Raw genomic sequence first — 14,693 nt, 5'->3', positions numbered from 1 at the left:
TTTTCCAGAAGTTTGTTGCGGTAAGTTTGCAAATTTGCCGAAAGATGCTTTGGACCTGATGCGTATGCGTATAGTGTCGCCCGAAATCTCACAGGGAATGAGCGCCATGAAAGACATCCTTACCGAGCTTGAAGACCGCCGCAACGATGCCCGGATGGGCGGTGGGCAAAAGCGTATCGACGCGCAGCATGGGCGTGGCAAGCTGACCGCGCGCGAGCGGATCGAATTGCTTCTGGACGAAGGCAGCTTTGAAGAGTTCGACATGTTCGTCAGCCACCGCTGCACCGATTTCGGGATGGATAATCAAAAGACTGCGGGCGATGGCGTGGTCACCGGCTGGGGCACGATCAACGGCCGGATGGTTTATGTGTTCAGCCAGGATTTCACCGTGTTTGGTGGCTCGCTGTCGGAAACACATGCACAGAAGATCTGCAAGATCATGGATATGGCGATCCAGAACGGTGCGCCGGTCATTGGAATCAACGACTCGGGCGGTGCGCGAATCCAGGAAGGCGTGGCCTCGCTGGCAGGGTATGCCGAGGTGTTCCAGCGCAACATCATGGCCTCGGGCGTGGTGCCGCAGATCAGCGTGATCATGGGCCCCTGTGCCGGTGGTGCGGTTTACAGCCCGGCGATGACCGACTTTATCTTCATGGTCAAAGACACGTCTTACATGTTCGTGACTGGCCCCGACGTCGTGAAGACGGTCACAAACGAGGTCGTCACCGCCGAAGAGCTGGGCGGGGCTTCGACCCATACCAAGAAATCCTCGGTCGCGGACGGCGCGTTTGAAAACGATGTTGAAGCCTTGGCCGAAGTGCGCCGCCTGGTCGATTTCCTGCCGCTCAACAACCGGGAAAAGCCTCCTGTGCGCCCGTTCTTCGACGAACCTGACCGGGTCGAAACCTCGCTGGATACATTGATCCCGGACAATCCGAATACGCCCTATGACATGAAAGAGCTTATCACCAAGATCGCGGATGAGGGTGATTTCTACGAGATTCAGGAAGACTACGCCAAGAACATCATCACCGGTTTCATCCGGCTGGAAGGGCAGACCGTTGGTGTCGTTGCAAACCAGCCGATGGTTCTGGCTGGCTGTCTGGACATCGACAGCTCGCGCAAGGCGGCGCGGTTCGTACGCTTCTGTGATTGTTTTGAAATCCCGATCCTGACCCTCGTGGATGTACCGGGCTTCCTGCCGGGGACCAGCCAGGAATATGGCGGAGTGATCAAGCACGGCGCCAAGCTGCTGTTTGCTTATGGTGAGGCAACCGTGCCGAAGGTCACCGTCATCACCCGCAAAGCTTACGGCGGGGCTTATGACGTGATGGCCTCGAAACACCTGCGCGGCGATTTCAACTATGCCTGGCCGACAGCCGAGATTGCGGTGATGGGGGCCAAAGGCGCGACCGAGATCATCCATCGCGCCGATTTGGGCGATGCGGAGAAGATCGCGCAGCACACGCAGGACTATGAAGACAGGTTCGCCAACCCCTTCGTTGCAGCCGAGCGTGGCTTCATCGACGAGGTGATCATGCCGCAATCCACCCGTCGCCGTGTGTCGCGCGCGTTCGCCAGCCTGCGCAACAAGCAGCTGAAAAACCCGTGGAAGAAGCACGACAACATCCCGCTGTAAGTGGGTGTTCAAATGATCCGCCTGCCAGAGCTCACTCAGTCGGCGGATCATGGCGTAACTGTCGGATCCAAGTTTGACTTTGAGACTAAAGCTGATAGATGACTGACCGTATCAGACATAGAATAGCGCGGGCCAAAAGCCAGGCGCGCGCGACCCCGGAGAGAGGAGCCCGCGTCAACCGGGGCTGGGGTCGCGCCTTTATTCTTTTGTGTCTGGGATGGTCATCTACCGCTGTTGCGCAAGCCGACAACCTGTTGCCTGTTCCTTCGGGGCAGCCTGTGCATCTGAGTGATGTTCTGCTGGACAACAACCCGGGCGAGTTGTGGGTCAGGTTCCGTTTCGTCGCGCCCAAGATCGGCTACACTGCTGGCCGCATCGGTTATGACGTCGCCTCGAACGACATGGCACACTTGTGCCAGACCCTCGCGGTTGCCTATGTGGCGCACCATGAGCTTGATCCGGCACGTGTCGTGATCTCACTGTCTGACCGGCCTGTGGAATTCGGTCGGTCCGAACCAGATGCCACGCAGTTTTTTGAAGCCTACCGGCTGGAGCAATCCCAATGTATCTGGGAGGGGCTCTGACCATGAAACCCCGTTTTCACCACCTCAGAGCGTTTCTGAACACCAATGCGGCTTTGGAGGTGCGCGATATGATCCCGTCTGCTTTTAGGGGCGACTCTGCTTCCCTGATTTCTGTGAACAGCGAGGTGCCGACATGCTGAAGCATCGCGGTTTTCCCGGACGTCTTCCGGGGACGGATTTCCAGTTCACCATTCGCCGGGCCAACCCCAAAGGTGTCACTCCGATTACGCGACGCGAGCGTTTCCGCGATCGCAAACCGGCTGACCGTCGTGCGGACGCCGCGTTCATGGAAGCCCTGTGGCAGAATTTCGGCGATCAGCCGTTCGAGCGAGGCAATCTGGACGCCGGCCGTCTGAGCTGGCTGTTCGAGCGCGAAGTGATTGCGGCCGAAGATCCGTTTGATCCGGCCAGCTATGATGCGCTGCTGGTGATTGATGTGGATGCGGCGCGGATGTCGTTCCCCGATATCTTCGACGGGGTGCGCTGAGCTGTGCAGACCACTGCCGCACATATCCATCCGGAGGCACCTTCGGAAAAAACCCTGCCCGGTCGCGGGCAGGGCGGTTCTGTGCGTTCAGAAATTCAGCTGCGCGGCGACCTGAACACGGTTGCCGTCAAACGTCCGGCCCGTGGGTTCGTCGTTCCGCTCACCATAAATGTACTCGGCGCTCAGCGTCAGGTTTTCGGTGGCCTGGTAGAAGGCGTTGACGTGGATCGTTTCCAACTCGGTAAAGGACAACGTGCCGGTCGAGGTGGGCAGGTCATAGTCTTCCTTGCCGTACGCGATGCCGACATTCCACTTTTCCCCAAGATCCTGTCGGAATTCGATGGTGTAGCCGTCCACATCGTTGGCCTGACCACCAACAACGGCATTACCAAGACCGATCAGATAGGGGCCAAGCGCTTCGCCGGTCACGTAGTTGACCTGAAACAGGCCACCCGCCCACGGGCGCACCGAACCGGACAGGGTAAAGCCGGTCTGATCCACCTCGACCCCGCCGCCTTCGGCCTTGCCATACAGGGCCGCCGCGCGGGCGACATAGGTGCCGTCATTGTATTCCGCCGAGGCGGTCAGCACCGGATCATCCGAATTCGACCCGCTGACGTTTTCTTCGACCGAAACGGCAAAGGATGTGTTGGTCCCAAAACTGTTGGTGTAGCGAACCTGTGGAACTCGGGCGAAGGCAATACCAACGGGGCCATTGAATTCAACCGAGGTCGGATAGGTGTCCAGCGGCTGGAAGTTGGTCCAGTACTGACCGATCAGCCAAGTGTCCCCGATTCGGATATTGGCGTGGCGCAGTCGAAATTCGGCGGTGCCGTTCGACGCAAAAAGGTCAACTTCCAGTTGACCGCCAATGTCGCCAATGGCGCTGGGTGTGGTGGTCAGCAAACCGATCCGCGACTGACGTACTGTGGCGCCAAAGGTGCCGTCGGTGGCAGCCGAGGGCTCACCGATGACGTTCACGAATGCGGTGTCGCCCTGGTCGAACTCGAAGTCATAAAAGAAGTCGGCTTTGACATAGCCGTAGACGTCGAGAGTGGTGTTGCCGATTCTGAATTCCCCGGGCGTGGTGCCTGGCCCTGTGGATTCCAGCGCTTCGATCCGGGCACGCAGCGCATCCAGTTCGGCCTGGGTCTCGGCATCCTGGGCAAAGGCCAGCGTGCCGGACACGCTAAGAGCAGAGGCAGCAAGCAGAAGCGCCTTTTTTCTCTTTATAATCATGCGGATGTTTCCTTTTGTGCAGAGGTGCACGAGCAAGGTTTCACGCAAATGTCAGTGTGGGAAATCACGAGAACGGGACGGGATTGCTCCGATTTCTCAAGCAAAATTGTGCGAAGGCTCGGTGAATTTCACAGCAGGGTGAACAGATCTGTTAACCATACGCCTTCGAACAAAATTTTGCTGCATTGGTCGGTGGTCAGCCGTGATGATGCACATGCAGAAACGCGCATTGATGGTGAGTTTTGTAACATCAATGTGACAAGTTCGGCGTGTGGAAACGCGCGCCTGATGGCACAGCGTGTCGGCGCGATTCTGCGCGGATGTTCAGCGTATGGGCGAATTCCAGCCGGAATCTTGCTTGGAAACAATACTTTGTTTGCGGCCTTTATTATGCCGTGCAAAGTAAACAAGCCGTGCGGCTCTACTTTGCCTGCGCCGCACAAGCACCTACTATTCCGTACCCCTTCCTTCCGCGGGCAGGTTTGTGAAACTCACAATACCTCGCCCGCGTTTTTCTTTAAGTGTAACTGGCGCTTAAAGTGGCATAAATCTGCGCAAATCTCAGATTTGCGGGGGCTGTTATTGAATAACACCCCCCGCTTACGCCATCTGCGCCCAAACGCATCAAGAAACCAAAAGGGGCAGAGCGTATGCGATTCTCAAAATTCTTCCTTGCCGTGGCGACCTTTGCAGGACTCGCTGCCTGTGGCGACTCGTTCGGCGAACAGGCGTTGCTTGGCGGTGGCGCAGGGGCGCTGGGTTCAGCGGTCCTGGGCGCCGATCCGTTTGTCGGCGCTGCGGTCGGTGCCGCGGGCAACGTGCTTTACTGCAAGACGCAGAAGAACTGCTACTAACGTAAATTTCGGGGCGCCAGCCGCTCCGACCGTCATCGCGCAAAACGCCGTCGTGGGGTTCATACCCTGCGGCGGCGTTTTGCGTTTCCAGAACACCAAGACAAAGGACGTTCCATGTTCAACAAGATCCTGATCGCCAACAGGGGCGAGATCGCCTGCCGGGTCATCAAGACCGCCCGCAAGATGGGCATTGGCACCGTTGCCATTTACTCGGACGCGGACAGAAACGCGTTGCACGTGTCGATGGCGGATGAGGCCGTTCATATTGGTCCCCCGCCCGCGAACCAGTCCTATATCGTGATCGAAAAGGTTATGGATGCCATCCGCCAAAGCGGCGCGCAGGCCGTTCACCCCGGCTATGGCTTCCTGTCCGAAAACTCGAAATTCGCCGAGGCGCTGGATGCCGAAGGCGTGGCCTTTGTCGGCCCTCCGGTTGGTGCCATCGAAAGCATGGGGGACAAGATCACCTCGAAGAAGATCGCTCAGGATGCGGGCGTTTCGACCGTTCCCGGATACATGGGCCTGATCGAAGACGCGGATGAGGCGGTGAAAATCTCGAACGACATCGGCTATCCGGTCATGATCAAGGCCAGCGCTGGCGGCGGCGGTAAGGGCATGCGGATTGCGTGGAACGATGACGAGGCTCGTGAGGGTTTCCAATCCTCCAAGAACGAGGCTGCGAACTCATTCGGCGACGACCGGATCTTCATCGAGAAATTCGTGACCCAGCCGCGTCATATCGAGATTCAGGTCCTGTGCGACAGCCATGGCAATGGCATCTATCTGGGCGAACGCGAATGCTCGATCCAGCGCCGGAACCAGAAAGTTGTAGAAGAGGCGCCGTCGCCGTTCCTTGACCCCGAGACCCGCAAGGCGATGGGGGAACAGGCGGTCGCTCTGGCCAAGGCCGTGAACTATGCCAGTGCCGGTACGGTGGAGTTCATCGTCGATGGCGACAAGAACTTCTACTTCCTCGAAATGAACACCCGCCTGCAGGTGGAACACCCGGTGACCGAACTGATCACCGGCGTCGATCTGGTCGAACAGATGATCCGAGTCGCTGCGGGTGAGAAGCTGACGATCACTCAGGATGACGTGACCCTGACCGGTTGGGCCATTGAAAACCGTCTGTATGCCGAGGACCCGTATCGTGGCTTCCTGCCGTCGATCGGCCGTTTGACCCGCTATCGCCCACCGCAGGAAACGGCTGCTGGCCCGATGCTGGTCAACGGCAAATGGCAGGGCGACGCGCCCGAAGGTGACGCCGCCGTACGTAACGATACCGGCGTCTATGAGGGCGGCGAGATCAGCATGTATTATGACCCGATGATCGCCAAGCTTTGCACTTGGGCTCCGACCCGCGAGCAGGCGATTGAGGCCATGCGCGTAGCGCTGGACAGTTTCGAAGTCGAAGGCATTGGTCACAACCTGCCGTTCCTGTCCGCCGTGATGGACCATCCGAAATTCGTAAGCGGTGACATGACCACGGCTTTCATTGCCGAGGAATATCCGGACGGGTTCGAAGGCGTTGAGCTGTCCGCAGTTGATCTGCGCCGGATCGCGGCGTCCTGCGCGGCGATGTACCGTGTGGCCGAGATCCGCCGTACCCGTGTTTCGGGCCGTATGGACAATCACGAACGCAAGGTCGGCAAGCGCTGGAACGTGGCGCTGCAGGGGCAGGAGTTCGACGTCAAGGTCAAGGCCGACAAGGAAGGCGCTACCGTCAAATTCGCCGACGGAGAAAGCCTGCGTGTCGTGTCGGACTGGACGCCGGGCGATCAGCTGGCCGTTCTTGACGTGGACGGCAGTCCGCTAGTCATGAAGGTCGGCAAAATCTCGGGCGGGTTCCGTATTCGCAACCGGGGCGCAGACCTGAAAGTGCATGTGCGCCGTCCGCATCAGGCCGCCCTGGCCAAGCTGATGCCCGAGAAACTGCCACCTGACACCTCGAAAATGCTGCTCTGCCCGATGCCCGGCCTGATCGTGAAGATCGACGTCGAAGTGGGGCAGGAGGTGCAGGAAGGCCAGGCGCTGTGTACCGTCGAGGCGATGAAGATGGAAAACATCCTGCGCGCCGAGAAGAAGGGCACCGTCGCCAAGATCAACGCAGGCCCCGGCGACAGCCTCGCCGTGGACGATGTGATCATTGAGTTCGAATGATCATGACAGCGCTTTTGCCATATCGCTTTGAGTCCCCGGCGTTCTGCGCCGGGGGCAAGGGGCTTGGCGAAGGTGCTCAGCCGCCCTCGCGCCGTTCGCGGATCTCGCGTTCACGCAGGGGGGTTTTGTCGATGGACCGGCCGATTTCGCGGACGCTCCACGGGGACGGTTTACGCAGTTTGACGATGCCGTCCTTGTCGACGAACACCATCTGGAACCCGCGTGGCCGCAATTGCGACCGGATCGGAGATCGCGCCGAAGGGTCGGTGTCGGTTAGCACGACCACGTCGCGGTCGCGCATCGCTGCCTCGCCCTCGACCAGCATGTCGATTTGCTGCTGGAACCGCGGGTCGGCGGGCGTGTCGGCGAAGACAACGATGGGCCGGTTGATCCAGAGAAACTCGCTGAGTTCGCTGTCACCAGCGGGGCGGACAAATTCGTCCTCAGCCGGTGCAGACCCGTCGGCGGCCATCGCAGCCAGCGGGAATAGTGCCGAGAAAACAAGGGCAAGCGTTCGTGTCATGGGGCCTCCTGTTGAATTGAATATAGCCCCTGCGCCGACGAATGCGACCGGCGAATTGCACCAGACGTTCAAAATCTTGCGTCTGATCGTGGCTGGACAGGCCACCCTGAACATCACATCGCGGGGGATATGCCCTGCCGCGACCCGAATTGAGAAAAGGATATCGCTATGACCGATACGAAAGACTGGCAGGCGCTGGCCGAGAAAGAACTGCGCGGTCGCCCGCTGGAAGACCTGACCCGGGAGACGCTGGAAGGCATCAACGTCAAACCGCTCTATACGCAGGACGATACCGCCGATCTGCCGCATATGGACTCGCTGCCCGGGTTCGGCCCGTTCACGCGTGGCGTGAAAGCGACGATGTATGCCGGGCGCCCTTGGACGATCCGTCAGTATGCGGGCTTTTCGACAGCCGAGGAATCGAACGCGTTCTATCGACGCAATCTGGCCGCCGGTCAGCAGGGCGTTTCGGTAGCCTTCGACCTGGCTACGCACCGCGGCTATGACAGTGACCACCCGCGTGTTGTGGGTGATGTTGGTAAGGCTGGCGTGGCCATCGACAGTGTCGAAGACATGAAAATCCTCTTCGACGGTATCCCGCTGGACAAGGTCTCGGTCTCGATGACCATGAACGGTGCGGTGATCCCGATCCTAGCAAGCTTTATCGTAGCGGGTGAAGAGCAGGGACACGACAAATCCGTGCTGTCGGGCACCATTCAGAACGACATTCTTAAAGAGTTCATGGTGCGCAACACCTATATCTACCCGCCTGAGCCGTCGATGAAGATCATCTCGGACATTATCGAGTTCACCTCGAACGAGATGCCAAAATTCAACTCGATCTCGATCTCGGGCTATCACATGCAAGAGGCCGGGGCGAACCTGGTCCAGGAACTGGCCTATACGTTGGCCGATGGGCGCGAATATGTGCGCGCCGCAACCGAGGCCGGGATGGACGTCGACAAGTTCGCGGGCCGTCTATCGTTCTTCTTTGCCATCGGCATGAACTTCTTCATGGAAATCGCCAAGCTGCGTGCGGCCCGTACGTTGTGGCACAGGGTGATGACAGATTTCGGCGCGAAATCCGAGCGGTCGAAGATGCTGCGTACCCACTGCCAGACCTCGGGCGTGTCGCTGCAGGAACAAGACCCCTATAACAACGTGATCCGCACCGCCTATGAGGCGATGAGCGCGGTTCTCGGCGGTACGCAGTCTCTGCACACTAACGCTCTGGATGAGGCGATTGCGCTGCCCACCGATTTCTCGGCCCGCATCGCGCGGAACACGCAGTTGGTACTGCAGGAAGAGACCGGCGTGACCGATGTGGTCGATCCTCTGGCGGGTTCTTACTATGTCGAAAGCCTGACCAACGAGCTGATCGAAAAAGCCTGGGCCCTGATGGAAGAGGTCGAGGAGATGGGCGGTATGACCAAGGCCGTAGCCTCGGGCATGCCCAAGCTGCGGATCGAAGAAAGTGCCGCACGCCGTCAGGCCATGATCGACCGGGGCGACGAGGTGATCGTCGGCGTCAACAAGTACCGCAAGGAGCAAGAAGACCCGATCGACATTCTTGATGTCGACAACGTCGCCGTGCGCGAGGCTCAGGTCGCGCGTCTGGAACGTATCCGCGCCACCCGCGATGAGGCTGCGTGCCAACAGGCGCTGGACGCCCTGACCAAGGCCGCTCAAGAGGGCGGAAACCTGCTGGCTGCCGCGGTCGAGGCCGCTCGTGCCCGCGCATCCGTAGGAGAGATCAGCATGGCAATGGAAAAAGAATTCGGCCGTCACCGCGCCGAGGTAAAGACACTGGCTGGTGTCTATGGCGCCGCTTACGAAGGTGACGAAGGTTTTGCCGCGATCCAGAAGTCCATCGAAGAGTTCGCCGAGGCCGAGGGGCGTCGCCCGCGTCTGCTGGTCGTCAAGATGGGGCAGGACGGGCATGACCGGGGCGCCAAGGTAATCGCCACCGCCTTTGCCGATATCGGCTTTGACGTGGACGTCGGCCCTCTGTTCCAGACCCCTGCCGAGGCCGCTCAGGATGCGGTGGACAACGATGTGCACGTGATCGGGATTTCTTCGCAGGCAGCGGGGCACAAGACTCTGGCGCCGCAGTTGGTCGAGGAACTTAAGAAAGCGGGTGCCGAGGACATCATCGTGATCTGCGGTGGTGTGATCCCGCAGCAGGATTACCAGTTCCTCTATGATCACGGCGTCAAGGCGATCTTCGGACCGGGCACCAACATCCCCGAGGCCGCGCAGGACATCCTGCGTCTGATCGGCGAAGCCAAAGGCTGAGCTCAGCCAAGATTTTTCGACGAAAAATCTTGTGATCCTGCGCCTTTGACGGAAACATGCGACCAGGCCCTTCATGGGTCTGGTCGCAATTCGTAGGAGGCTGCGCATGTTACTGGATCATCTGGCTGTGGCCGGCGAGACGCTCGAAGAAGCCTCGGCCCATGTCGAGCAGGCCTTGGGTGTGTCGCTGCAAGCCGGTGGCAAGCACGAAGCCTTCGGCACCCATAACCGTCTGCTGGGGCTGCGGGATGGTCTGTATCTGGAGGCCATCGCAATCGATCCTCAGGCGCCCACGGTAGAGCGCACGAGGTGGTTTGATTTGGATCGTTTTGCAGGCGCGCCGCGCCTGACCAACTGGATTTGCCGGGTTTCGGATATCGCTGCCACACTTTCCGCCTTTCCAGATGAGGTCGGGCAACCTATCGAACTGACCCGCGGCGCATTGCGGTGGCAAATGGCGGTTCCTTCCGACGGACGGCTGCCCTTCGATAACCTGTTTCCCGCCCTCATCCAATGGCACGGCGATCTGCACCCGGCGCAAATGCTGCAGGACAGCGGATGCCGCCTGCGGCGTCTTGTGGTTTTCCACCCCGATGCTTTGGATCTGGCCCGGCTGCTGGGCGATTTGGAAACCGTGGTGTTTGACACTGGCCCCGCAGCGCTGCGAGCCGAGTTCGAAACGCCGCATGGTCCGCGCGTGTTGGAATGATCATAAGACCGGCGCAGGTTTCAGATGCTCCTGCAATCGCTGAAATCACCAACGCGATCATTCGCGATACGCTGGTGACCTTTACCACCGATGAACGCAGCGTGGACGTCATTGTTGCGGATATCAAAAATCGCGGCCCCGCCTATTTGGTGGCCGAAATGGACGGGCGGGTTCTGGGGTTTGCCACCTACGGCCCCTTTCGCAGCGGTCCGGGCTATGCACAGTGCCGCGAGCATACGATCCAACTGGCCCCGCAGATGCGCGGGCAGGGGGCGGGTCGCGCCTTGATGTCCGCGCTTGAAAACACGGCGCGGTCCGAGGACGTGCATGTGCTGGTTGCTGGAATTTCCTCGGCCAATCCAAGTGCAATCGCCTTTCATTCCGCGATTGGCTACACGCAGGTGGGCCTCATGCCCGAGGTCGGGTTCAAGTGGGGCAAGCGGCTGGATCTTGTGCTGATGCAGAAAATTCTTGCATACGACGAATAGGTCGCACCTGACAGTTGCGATTTGTGGCGCTAGGGTGCGCTCATGTCGATTTGGACCCGTATATCCGATGCGCTAAGTGCGCTTGCCCAAGGCGAAAGCCTGACGGCCGTATTTGAGAAGCTGCGAACGCCGCCCGAACGCTCGGTCGCGTTTGCGATTGCCGTGATCGCGCTGGGCGCAAAAATGGCCAAGGCCGACGGGCAGGTGACTCGGGACGAGGTCACCGCCTTTCGCGACGTCTTCCAGATCGCGCGCGAGGATGAGGCCGGCGCGGCCCGTGTGTTCGATATGGCGCGTACGGATGTTGCCGGCTACCAGGACTATGCCCGCAAGATCGCCCGCATGTTTGCTGATGACAGCACCACGCTTTGCGACCTTATGGAGGGGCTGTTTCACATCGCCATGGCCGATGGGTTCTATCACCCCAACGAAAACGAGTTTCTGGAAGAGGTCAGCCGCATTTTTGGCCAGTCCGAGGCGCAATTCATGGCCCTGCGTGAACGCTTTGTTCCCGATGCGCCTAAGGACCCCTACACGGTTCTGGGTGTGCCCCGTGACATGCCGCTGCCTGATATTCGCAAAGTCTGGCGGCAATTGGTGCGTGACACCCATCCAGATGCCATGATGGCCCGTGGCATACCCGAGGAAGCCATCCGTCTGGCTGAAAAGAAGATGATCGACATCAACCGTGCCTGGGACGAGATCAACGGCGCGCGGGCTTAAGCAGGATGCGACTGGCGACCTACAATATCGAATGGTTCGCCAACCTGTTTGATCGCAAGGACAATCTGGTCGTGGACGACAGCTGGTCTGGTCGCCACAACGTCACCAAGGCACAGCAGGTCGAGGCCATCGCCAAGGTTCTGACCGCGATCGATGCGGATGCGATCCTGATTGTCGAGGCACCGAACTCGGGCAAATCACAGGACACGATCCGCGCGTTGCAGAGTTTTGCCGAAGCCTTCGATCTGCGCACCACGAACGCCGTGATGGGGTTTGCCAACGACACCCATCAGGAACTGGCCTTGCTGTATGATCCTGACGCGCTAACGGTGCGACATGATCCGATCACAGGCGACAGGGCAGCGCCCCGTTTCGACGAGGTGTTTCATATCGACCTCGATATCGACGCGACCGAGGATCACGTGCGCTTTTCCAAGCCACCGATGGAGTTGGCAGTGCAAACCAAGGCCGGGGCGCAGGTTCGGCTGATCGGCGCGCATCTGAAATCGAAGGCGCCGCACGGTGCGGGATCGCGGGATGAGGCGATCCGCATCTCAATCGCGAACCGCCGGAAACAGCTGGCGCAGGCCGTCTGGCTGTCTCGGAGGGTCAGGGCGCATATCAGGGGCGAAGAGCATGTCATTCTGCTGGGTGATCTGAACGACGGACCAGGGCTGGATGAGTTTGAGCACCTGTTCGGGCGATCCTCGGTCGAGATTTTGCTGCAGGCCGGGTTGTTTGATCCTCATGCAGATGGGGCCGATCCGACCCCATCTACGGCCCGGTTTGCCCGCGAAGGGGGGGACTACCTCGAGGCGCTGCTGGACTACATCATGATCAGCGAAACCCTGCGTGCCCGGCGTCCGGTCTGGCGGATTTGGCACCCGATCAAGGATGACGATCTCCGGGCTCTGCCGGACTTGCAGCAGGCCCTGCTGACGGCATCCGACCATTTCCCAGTTACATTGGATATCGACCTCTGACCTTTCATCATGGGGCGTCACAGCCTATATTTGGGGCATGAAACATCTTGTTCCGATCTGTGCGGTAACGGTTGCTCTGGCCTTGCCTGCCCATGCCGAAGAAGAAACCGGCAAATCCCTGATGGAGCAGGGGGCCGAGCTTTTCTTTGAGGGGCTGCGGCAGGAAATGGAGCCCGCGCTTGAGGATCTGCAAGGGCTGGTTACCCAGTTCGGCCCAGCGATGCAGTCATTCTTTGAGCAGATGGGCCCCGCCTTGGCCGACCTCGTGGGCGAGATCGAGGACTGGAGCGCCTATGAGCCGCCCGAGATCCTGCCCAATGGGGATATCATCATCCGCAAGAAGCCCCTGCAGGACCAACCGGACACCCCGGAAAACTTGAAAGAAGAACCGGACGAGGGAACCGAAATCTGACGTTTAGTCCCGGAGGACCACACGGGTGTCCGACCTCAAGGCGTTCGCCAGTGACGTCAGTCGCGCTTCGGCTACTTCATTGAACAACGGGCGTGCTGCCTTTGGCAGCATCAGATCAAGCTGGCGTTTCTTGGGATAAAAGCGCAAAGTCCCCATAGGGGCGTCATTCTGCATCCAGAGCATGGCGCCAAAGCGCATGGCCTTGCCCAGAATTTCGGCCTGTTTCTGGTCCTTCTCGTCCAACAGCTTGTAAAGCGGTTCGAACCTGTTGCCTTCGCGTTTGTTGCGATACCGGTGCTGCAGGGCGAGGCCAATGAAGACCCGTTCAGAATGCTTCAGCCCGCCCAGATTAGCACGGGTGACATAGTCAAAGCAGACCTCGGCTCGGTAATCGGGATGGGCGCGCCAGCTGACGTCATGCAACAGACAGGCCGCCTTGACCAAGCGCACGCGTGCCTCTGGAGCCGATTTGAATAGAGGCATCACAAAGTCATAGAGGTGCTTGCCAAACCCCGGCAGGCGGGCGTCCTTGGCTTCGGAAAACCGGCTGGCCTCGATCAGCGGATCACGGTCACGCAGCATTTGCGGCATCTGTTCATAAAGCAATCCTTCGCGAATGCCATAGCTTGAGATCGCGATGTCCTTGGGTTTGAACGTCCGGATCAGCCGCGCCAGCACATCCATCGCATAAGGGATCAGCGCCATGCGCGAGCTGGAAACACCAGCCAGGCTGCGCATTTCGTCCGGGTCGCCCTTTTCGATGAACTTGATGGTCTGGTGAACCTGCTTGGTGGTCATGCGGTATTCGTGCAGCACGTTCAGCGGGTAACCCCGGCGCAACATGTCCAGCCGGGCGAAGGCGCGCCAGCTGCCGCCAACAAGGAACAGACGGTCACGCTGCTTGCCCATCTCGCCGCGCAGCTCTTCCATAGTGGCCTTGATATGGGCTTTGCGCGCCCGCCGCCCACCTTTGATGTCACGCAGCTTCAGCGGACCCAGGGGCGATGTCACACGGCGACCGACGTCGCCTTCACCGATTTCGGCCAATTCCATTGAGGAGCCGCCGATGTCGCAGATCAGCCCATAGGCACCAGGCCAGCCCAGCAGCACACCCTGCGCGGACAGCCGGGCCTCTTCCCCGCCATCAATGACCGCAACAGTCAGCCCGGTTTCGGATTTGACCTCATCGCAGAAATCCGGGCCGTCCTTGGCCTCACGCACGGCGGCGGTGGCGACGACATGCAAACCCGGCAATCCCAGATCGTCGGCAAGACGTCGAAAGCGGCGCAGCGCGGCCAGCGCGCGCACCCGTCCTCGCGGATTCAGGCGGCCGGTCTCGGACAGACCCGCGCCCAGCTCGCACATCACCTTTTCGTTGTAGAAATAGGCCGGAGACCGCGCAGCCCCGTCAAAGATCACCATCCGGACCGAGTTGGACCCAACGTCAACAACGCCGACACGCGACAAGGCGCGGGCTTCGGGGTTGTCAAACAATGGCTTACCGAAAGACCCCCAGTCCGGAATGTCGGTTTCGACGGTCTGTTTCATGTCTGTTCCAGATGTTCCGGTCACAGTTTGCGAAATCACCGGGTGTGGG

The 14,693-nt window shown here is 59.6% G+C and carries 14 protein-coding genes; 11 read left to right on the top strand and 3 right to left on the bottom strand.

All coding sequences use genetic code 11. From position 1 onward, the window contains the following. The first annotated feature begins 106 nt into the window (after positions 1–106). The 3 genes from ACR0KW_RS04680 (at position 107) to ACR0KW_RS04670 (ending at position 2,710) form a co-directional block, all read left to right on the top strand. Positions 107–1,639, top strand: a complete 1,533-nt coding sequence (locus tag ACR0KW_RS04680; protein WP_480803952.1) for an acyl-CoA carboxylase subunit beta — start codon at positions 107–109, stop codon at positions 1,637–1,639. A gap of 98 nt (positions 1,640–1,737) precedes the next feature. Continuing rightward, a complete protein-coding gene (locus tag ACR0KW_RS04675; RefSeq protein WP_480803951.1) occupies positions 1,738–2,223 on the top strand; it encodes a DUF6497 family protein in 486 nt (161 codons plus the stop codon). A 133-nt stretch (positions 2,224–2,356) separates the two neighbouring features. Further along, a complete protein-coding gene (locus ACR0KW_RS04670; protein ID WP_170325801.1) occupies positions 2,357–2,710 on the top strand; it encodes an alpha-amylase family protein in 354 nt (117 codons plus the stop codon). Between the two features lie 87 nt (positions 2,711–2,797). Here the strand turns inward: ACR0KW_RS04670 and ACR0KW_RS04665 are convergent, their stop codons facing one another. After that, positions 2,798–3,949 carry a DcaP family trimeric outer membrane transporter gene (locus ACR0KW_RS04665; protein ID WP_480803950.1) on the bottom strand — a complete coding sequence of 384 codons (1,152 nt, stop codon included), beginning with the start codon at positions 3,947–3,949 and terminating at the stop codon, positions 2,798–2,800. Positions 3,950–4,599: 650 nt separating this feature from the next. Between ACR0KW_RS04665 and ACR0KW_RS04660 the strand changes: the two genes are divergently transcribed. Both ACR0KW_RS04660 and ACR0KW_RS04655 read left to right on the top strand, forming a co-directional pair. Further along, positions 4,600–4,803 (top strand): hypothetical protein, encoded by a 204-nt coding sequence (locus tag ACR0KW_RS04660; protein ID WP_480803949.1) that lies wholly within the window; start codon positions 4,600–4,602, stop codon positions 4,801–4,803. A 114-nt stretch (positions 4,804–4,917) separates the two neighbouring features. Beyond that, complete coding sequence (locus ACR0KW_RS04655) at positions 4,918–6,963, top strand: acetyl-CoA carboxylase biotin carboxylase subunit (protein ID WP_480803948.1); 2,046 nt, start codon at positions 4,918–4,920, stop codon at positions 6,961–6,963. 76 nt (positions 6,964–7,039) lie between these two features. Here the strand turns inward: ACR0KW_RS04655 and ACR0KW_RS04650 are convergent, their stop codons facing one another. Further along, positions 7,040–7,486 carry a DUF4174 domain-containing protein gene (locus ACR0KW_RS04650; RefSeq protein ID WP_480803947.1) on the bottom strand — a complete coding sequence of 149 codons (447 nt, stop codon included), beginning with the start codon at positions 7,484–7,486 and terminating at the stop codon, positions 7,040–7,042. Positions 7,487–7,654: 168 nt separating this feature from the next. Between ACR0KW_RS04650 and scpA the strand changes: the two genes are divergently transcribed. The 6 genes from scpA (at position 7,655) to ACR0KW_RS04620 (ending at position 13,096) form a co-directional block, all read left to right on the top strand. Then, positions 7,655–9,781 carry a methylmalonyl-CoA mutase gene (scpA, locus tag ACR0KW_RS04645; protein WP_480803946.1) on the top strand — a complete coding sequence of 709 codons (2,127 nt, stop codon included), beginning with the start codon at positions 7,655–7,657 and terminating at the stop codon, positions 9,779–9,781. 106 nt (positions 9,782–9,887) lie between these two features. Further along, a complete protein-coding gene (locus tag ACR0KW_RS04640; RefSeq protein ID WP_480803945.1) occupies positions 9,888–10,490 on the top strand; it encodes a VOC family protein in 603 nt (200 codons plus the stop codon). After that, positions 10,487–10,978, top strand: a complete 492-nt coding sequence (locus ACR0KW_RS04635) for an N-acetyltransferase family protein (protein WP_480803944.1) — start codon at positions 10,487–10,489, stop codon at positions 10,976–10,978. The genes ACR0KW_RS04640 and ACR0KW_RS04635 overlap by 4 nt, the downstream gene beginning before the upstream one ends. 42 nt (positions 10,979–11,020) lie before the next feature. Beyond that, positions 11,021–11,701 carry a TerB family tellurite resistance protein gene (locus tag ACR0KW_RS04630; protein ID WP_480803943.1) on the top strand — a complete coding sequence of 227 codons (681 nt, stop codon included), beginning with the start codon at positions 11,021–11,023 and terminating at the stop codon, positions 11,699–11,701. Between the two features lie 5 nt (positions 11,702–11,706). Beyond that, positions 11,707–12,684 (top strand): endonuclease/exonuclease/phosphatase family protein, encoded by a 978-nt coding sequence (locus ACR0KW_RS04625; RefSeq protein ID WP_480803942.1) that lies wholly within the window; start codon positions 11,707–11,709, stop codon positions 12,682–12,684. 37 nt (positions 12,685–12,721) lie between these two features. Next, the gene (locus tag ACR0KW_RS04620; protein ID WP_480803941.1) at positions 12,722–13,096 is read left to right on the top strand and encodes a hypothetical protein; all 375 of its coding nucleotides are present in this window, start codon (positions 12,722–12,724) and stop codon (positions 13,094–13,096) included. Positions 13,097–13,099: 3 nt separating this feature from the next. Here the strand turns inward: ACR0KW_RS04620 and ACR0KW_RS04615 are convergent, their stop codons facing one another. Beyond that, complete coding sequence (locus ACR0KW_RS04615) at positions 13,100–14,644, bottom strand: Ppx/GppA family phosphatase (protein ID WP_480804196.1); 1,545 nt, start codon at positions 14,642–14,644, stop codon at positions 13,100–13,102. Positions 14,645–14,693: the final 49 nt, after the last annotated feature.

Source organism: Ruegeria sp. CG11 (assembly GCF_056537245.1).
Note: the sequence above shows the minus strand (reverse complement) of the source record. Positions and strands in the feature narration are given on the sequence as shown.

Bases quoted from the DNA above. Each gene is read 5' to 3' on its own strand.
- ACR0KW_RS04640 (WP_480803945.1), top strand. From the start codon at position 9,888: ATGTTACTGGATCATCTGGCTGTGGCCGGCGAGACGCTCGAAGAAGCC.
- ACR0KW_RS04650 (WP_480803947.1), bottom strand. From the start codon at position 7,486: ATGACACGAACGCTTGCCCTTGTTTTCTCGGCACTATTCCCGCTGGCT.
- ACR0KW_RS04675 (WP_480803951.1), top strand. From the start codon at position 1,738: ATGACTGACCGTATCAGACATAGAATAGCGCGGGCCAAAAGCCAGGCG.
- ACR0KW_RS04630 (WP_480803943.1), top strand. From the start codon at position 11,021: ATGTCGATTTGGACCCGTATATCCGATGCGCTAAGTGCGCTTGCCCAA.
- ACR0KW_RS04680 (WP_480803952.1), top strand. From the start codon at position 107: ATGAAAGACATCCTTACCGAGCTTGAAGACCGCCGCAACGATGCCCGG.
- scpA (WP_480803946.1), top strand. From the start codon at position 7,655: ATGACCGATACGAAAGACTGGCAGGCGCTGGCCGAGAAAGAACTGCGC.
- ACR0KW_RS04620 (WP_480803941.1), top strand. From the start codon at position 12,722: ATGAAACATCTTGTTCCGATCTGTGCGGTAACGGTTGCTCTGGCCTTG.
- ACR0KW_RS04655 (WP_480803948.1), top strand. From the start codon at position 4,918: ATGTTCAACAAGATCCTGATCGCCAACAGGGGCGAGATCGCCTGCCGG.
- ACR0KW_RS04625 (WP_480803942.1), top strand. From the start codon at position 11,707: ATGCGACTGGCGACCTACAATATCGAATGGTTCGCCAACCTGTTTGAT.
- ACR0KW_RS04665 (WP_480803950.1), bottom strand. From the start codon at position 3,949: ATGATTATAAAGAGAAAAAAGGCGCTTCTGCTTGCTGCCTCTGCTCTT.
- ACR0KW_RS04615 (WP_480804196.1), bottom strand. From the start codon at position 14,644: ATGAAACAGACCGTCGAAACCGACATTCCGGACTGGGGGTCTTTCGGT.
- ACR0KW_RS04635 (WP_480803944.1), top strand. From the start codon at position 10,487: ATGATCATAAGACCGGCGCAGGTTTCAGATGCTCCTGCAATCGCTGAA.
- ACR0KW_RS04660 (WP_480803949.1), top strand. From the start codon at position 4,600: ATGCGATTCTCAAAATTCTTCCTTGCCGTGGCGACCTTTGCAGGACTC.
- ACR0KW_RS04670 (WP_170325801.1), top strand. From the start codon at position 2,357: ATGCTGAAGCATCGCGGTTTTCCCGGACGTCTTCCGGGGACGGATTTC.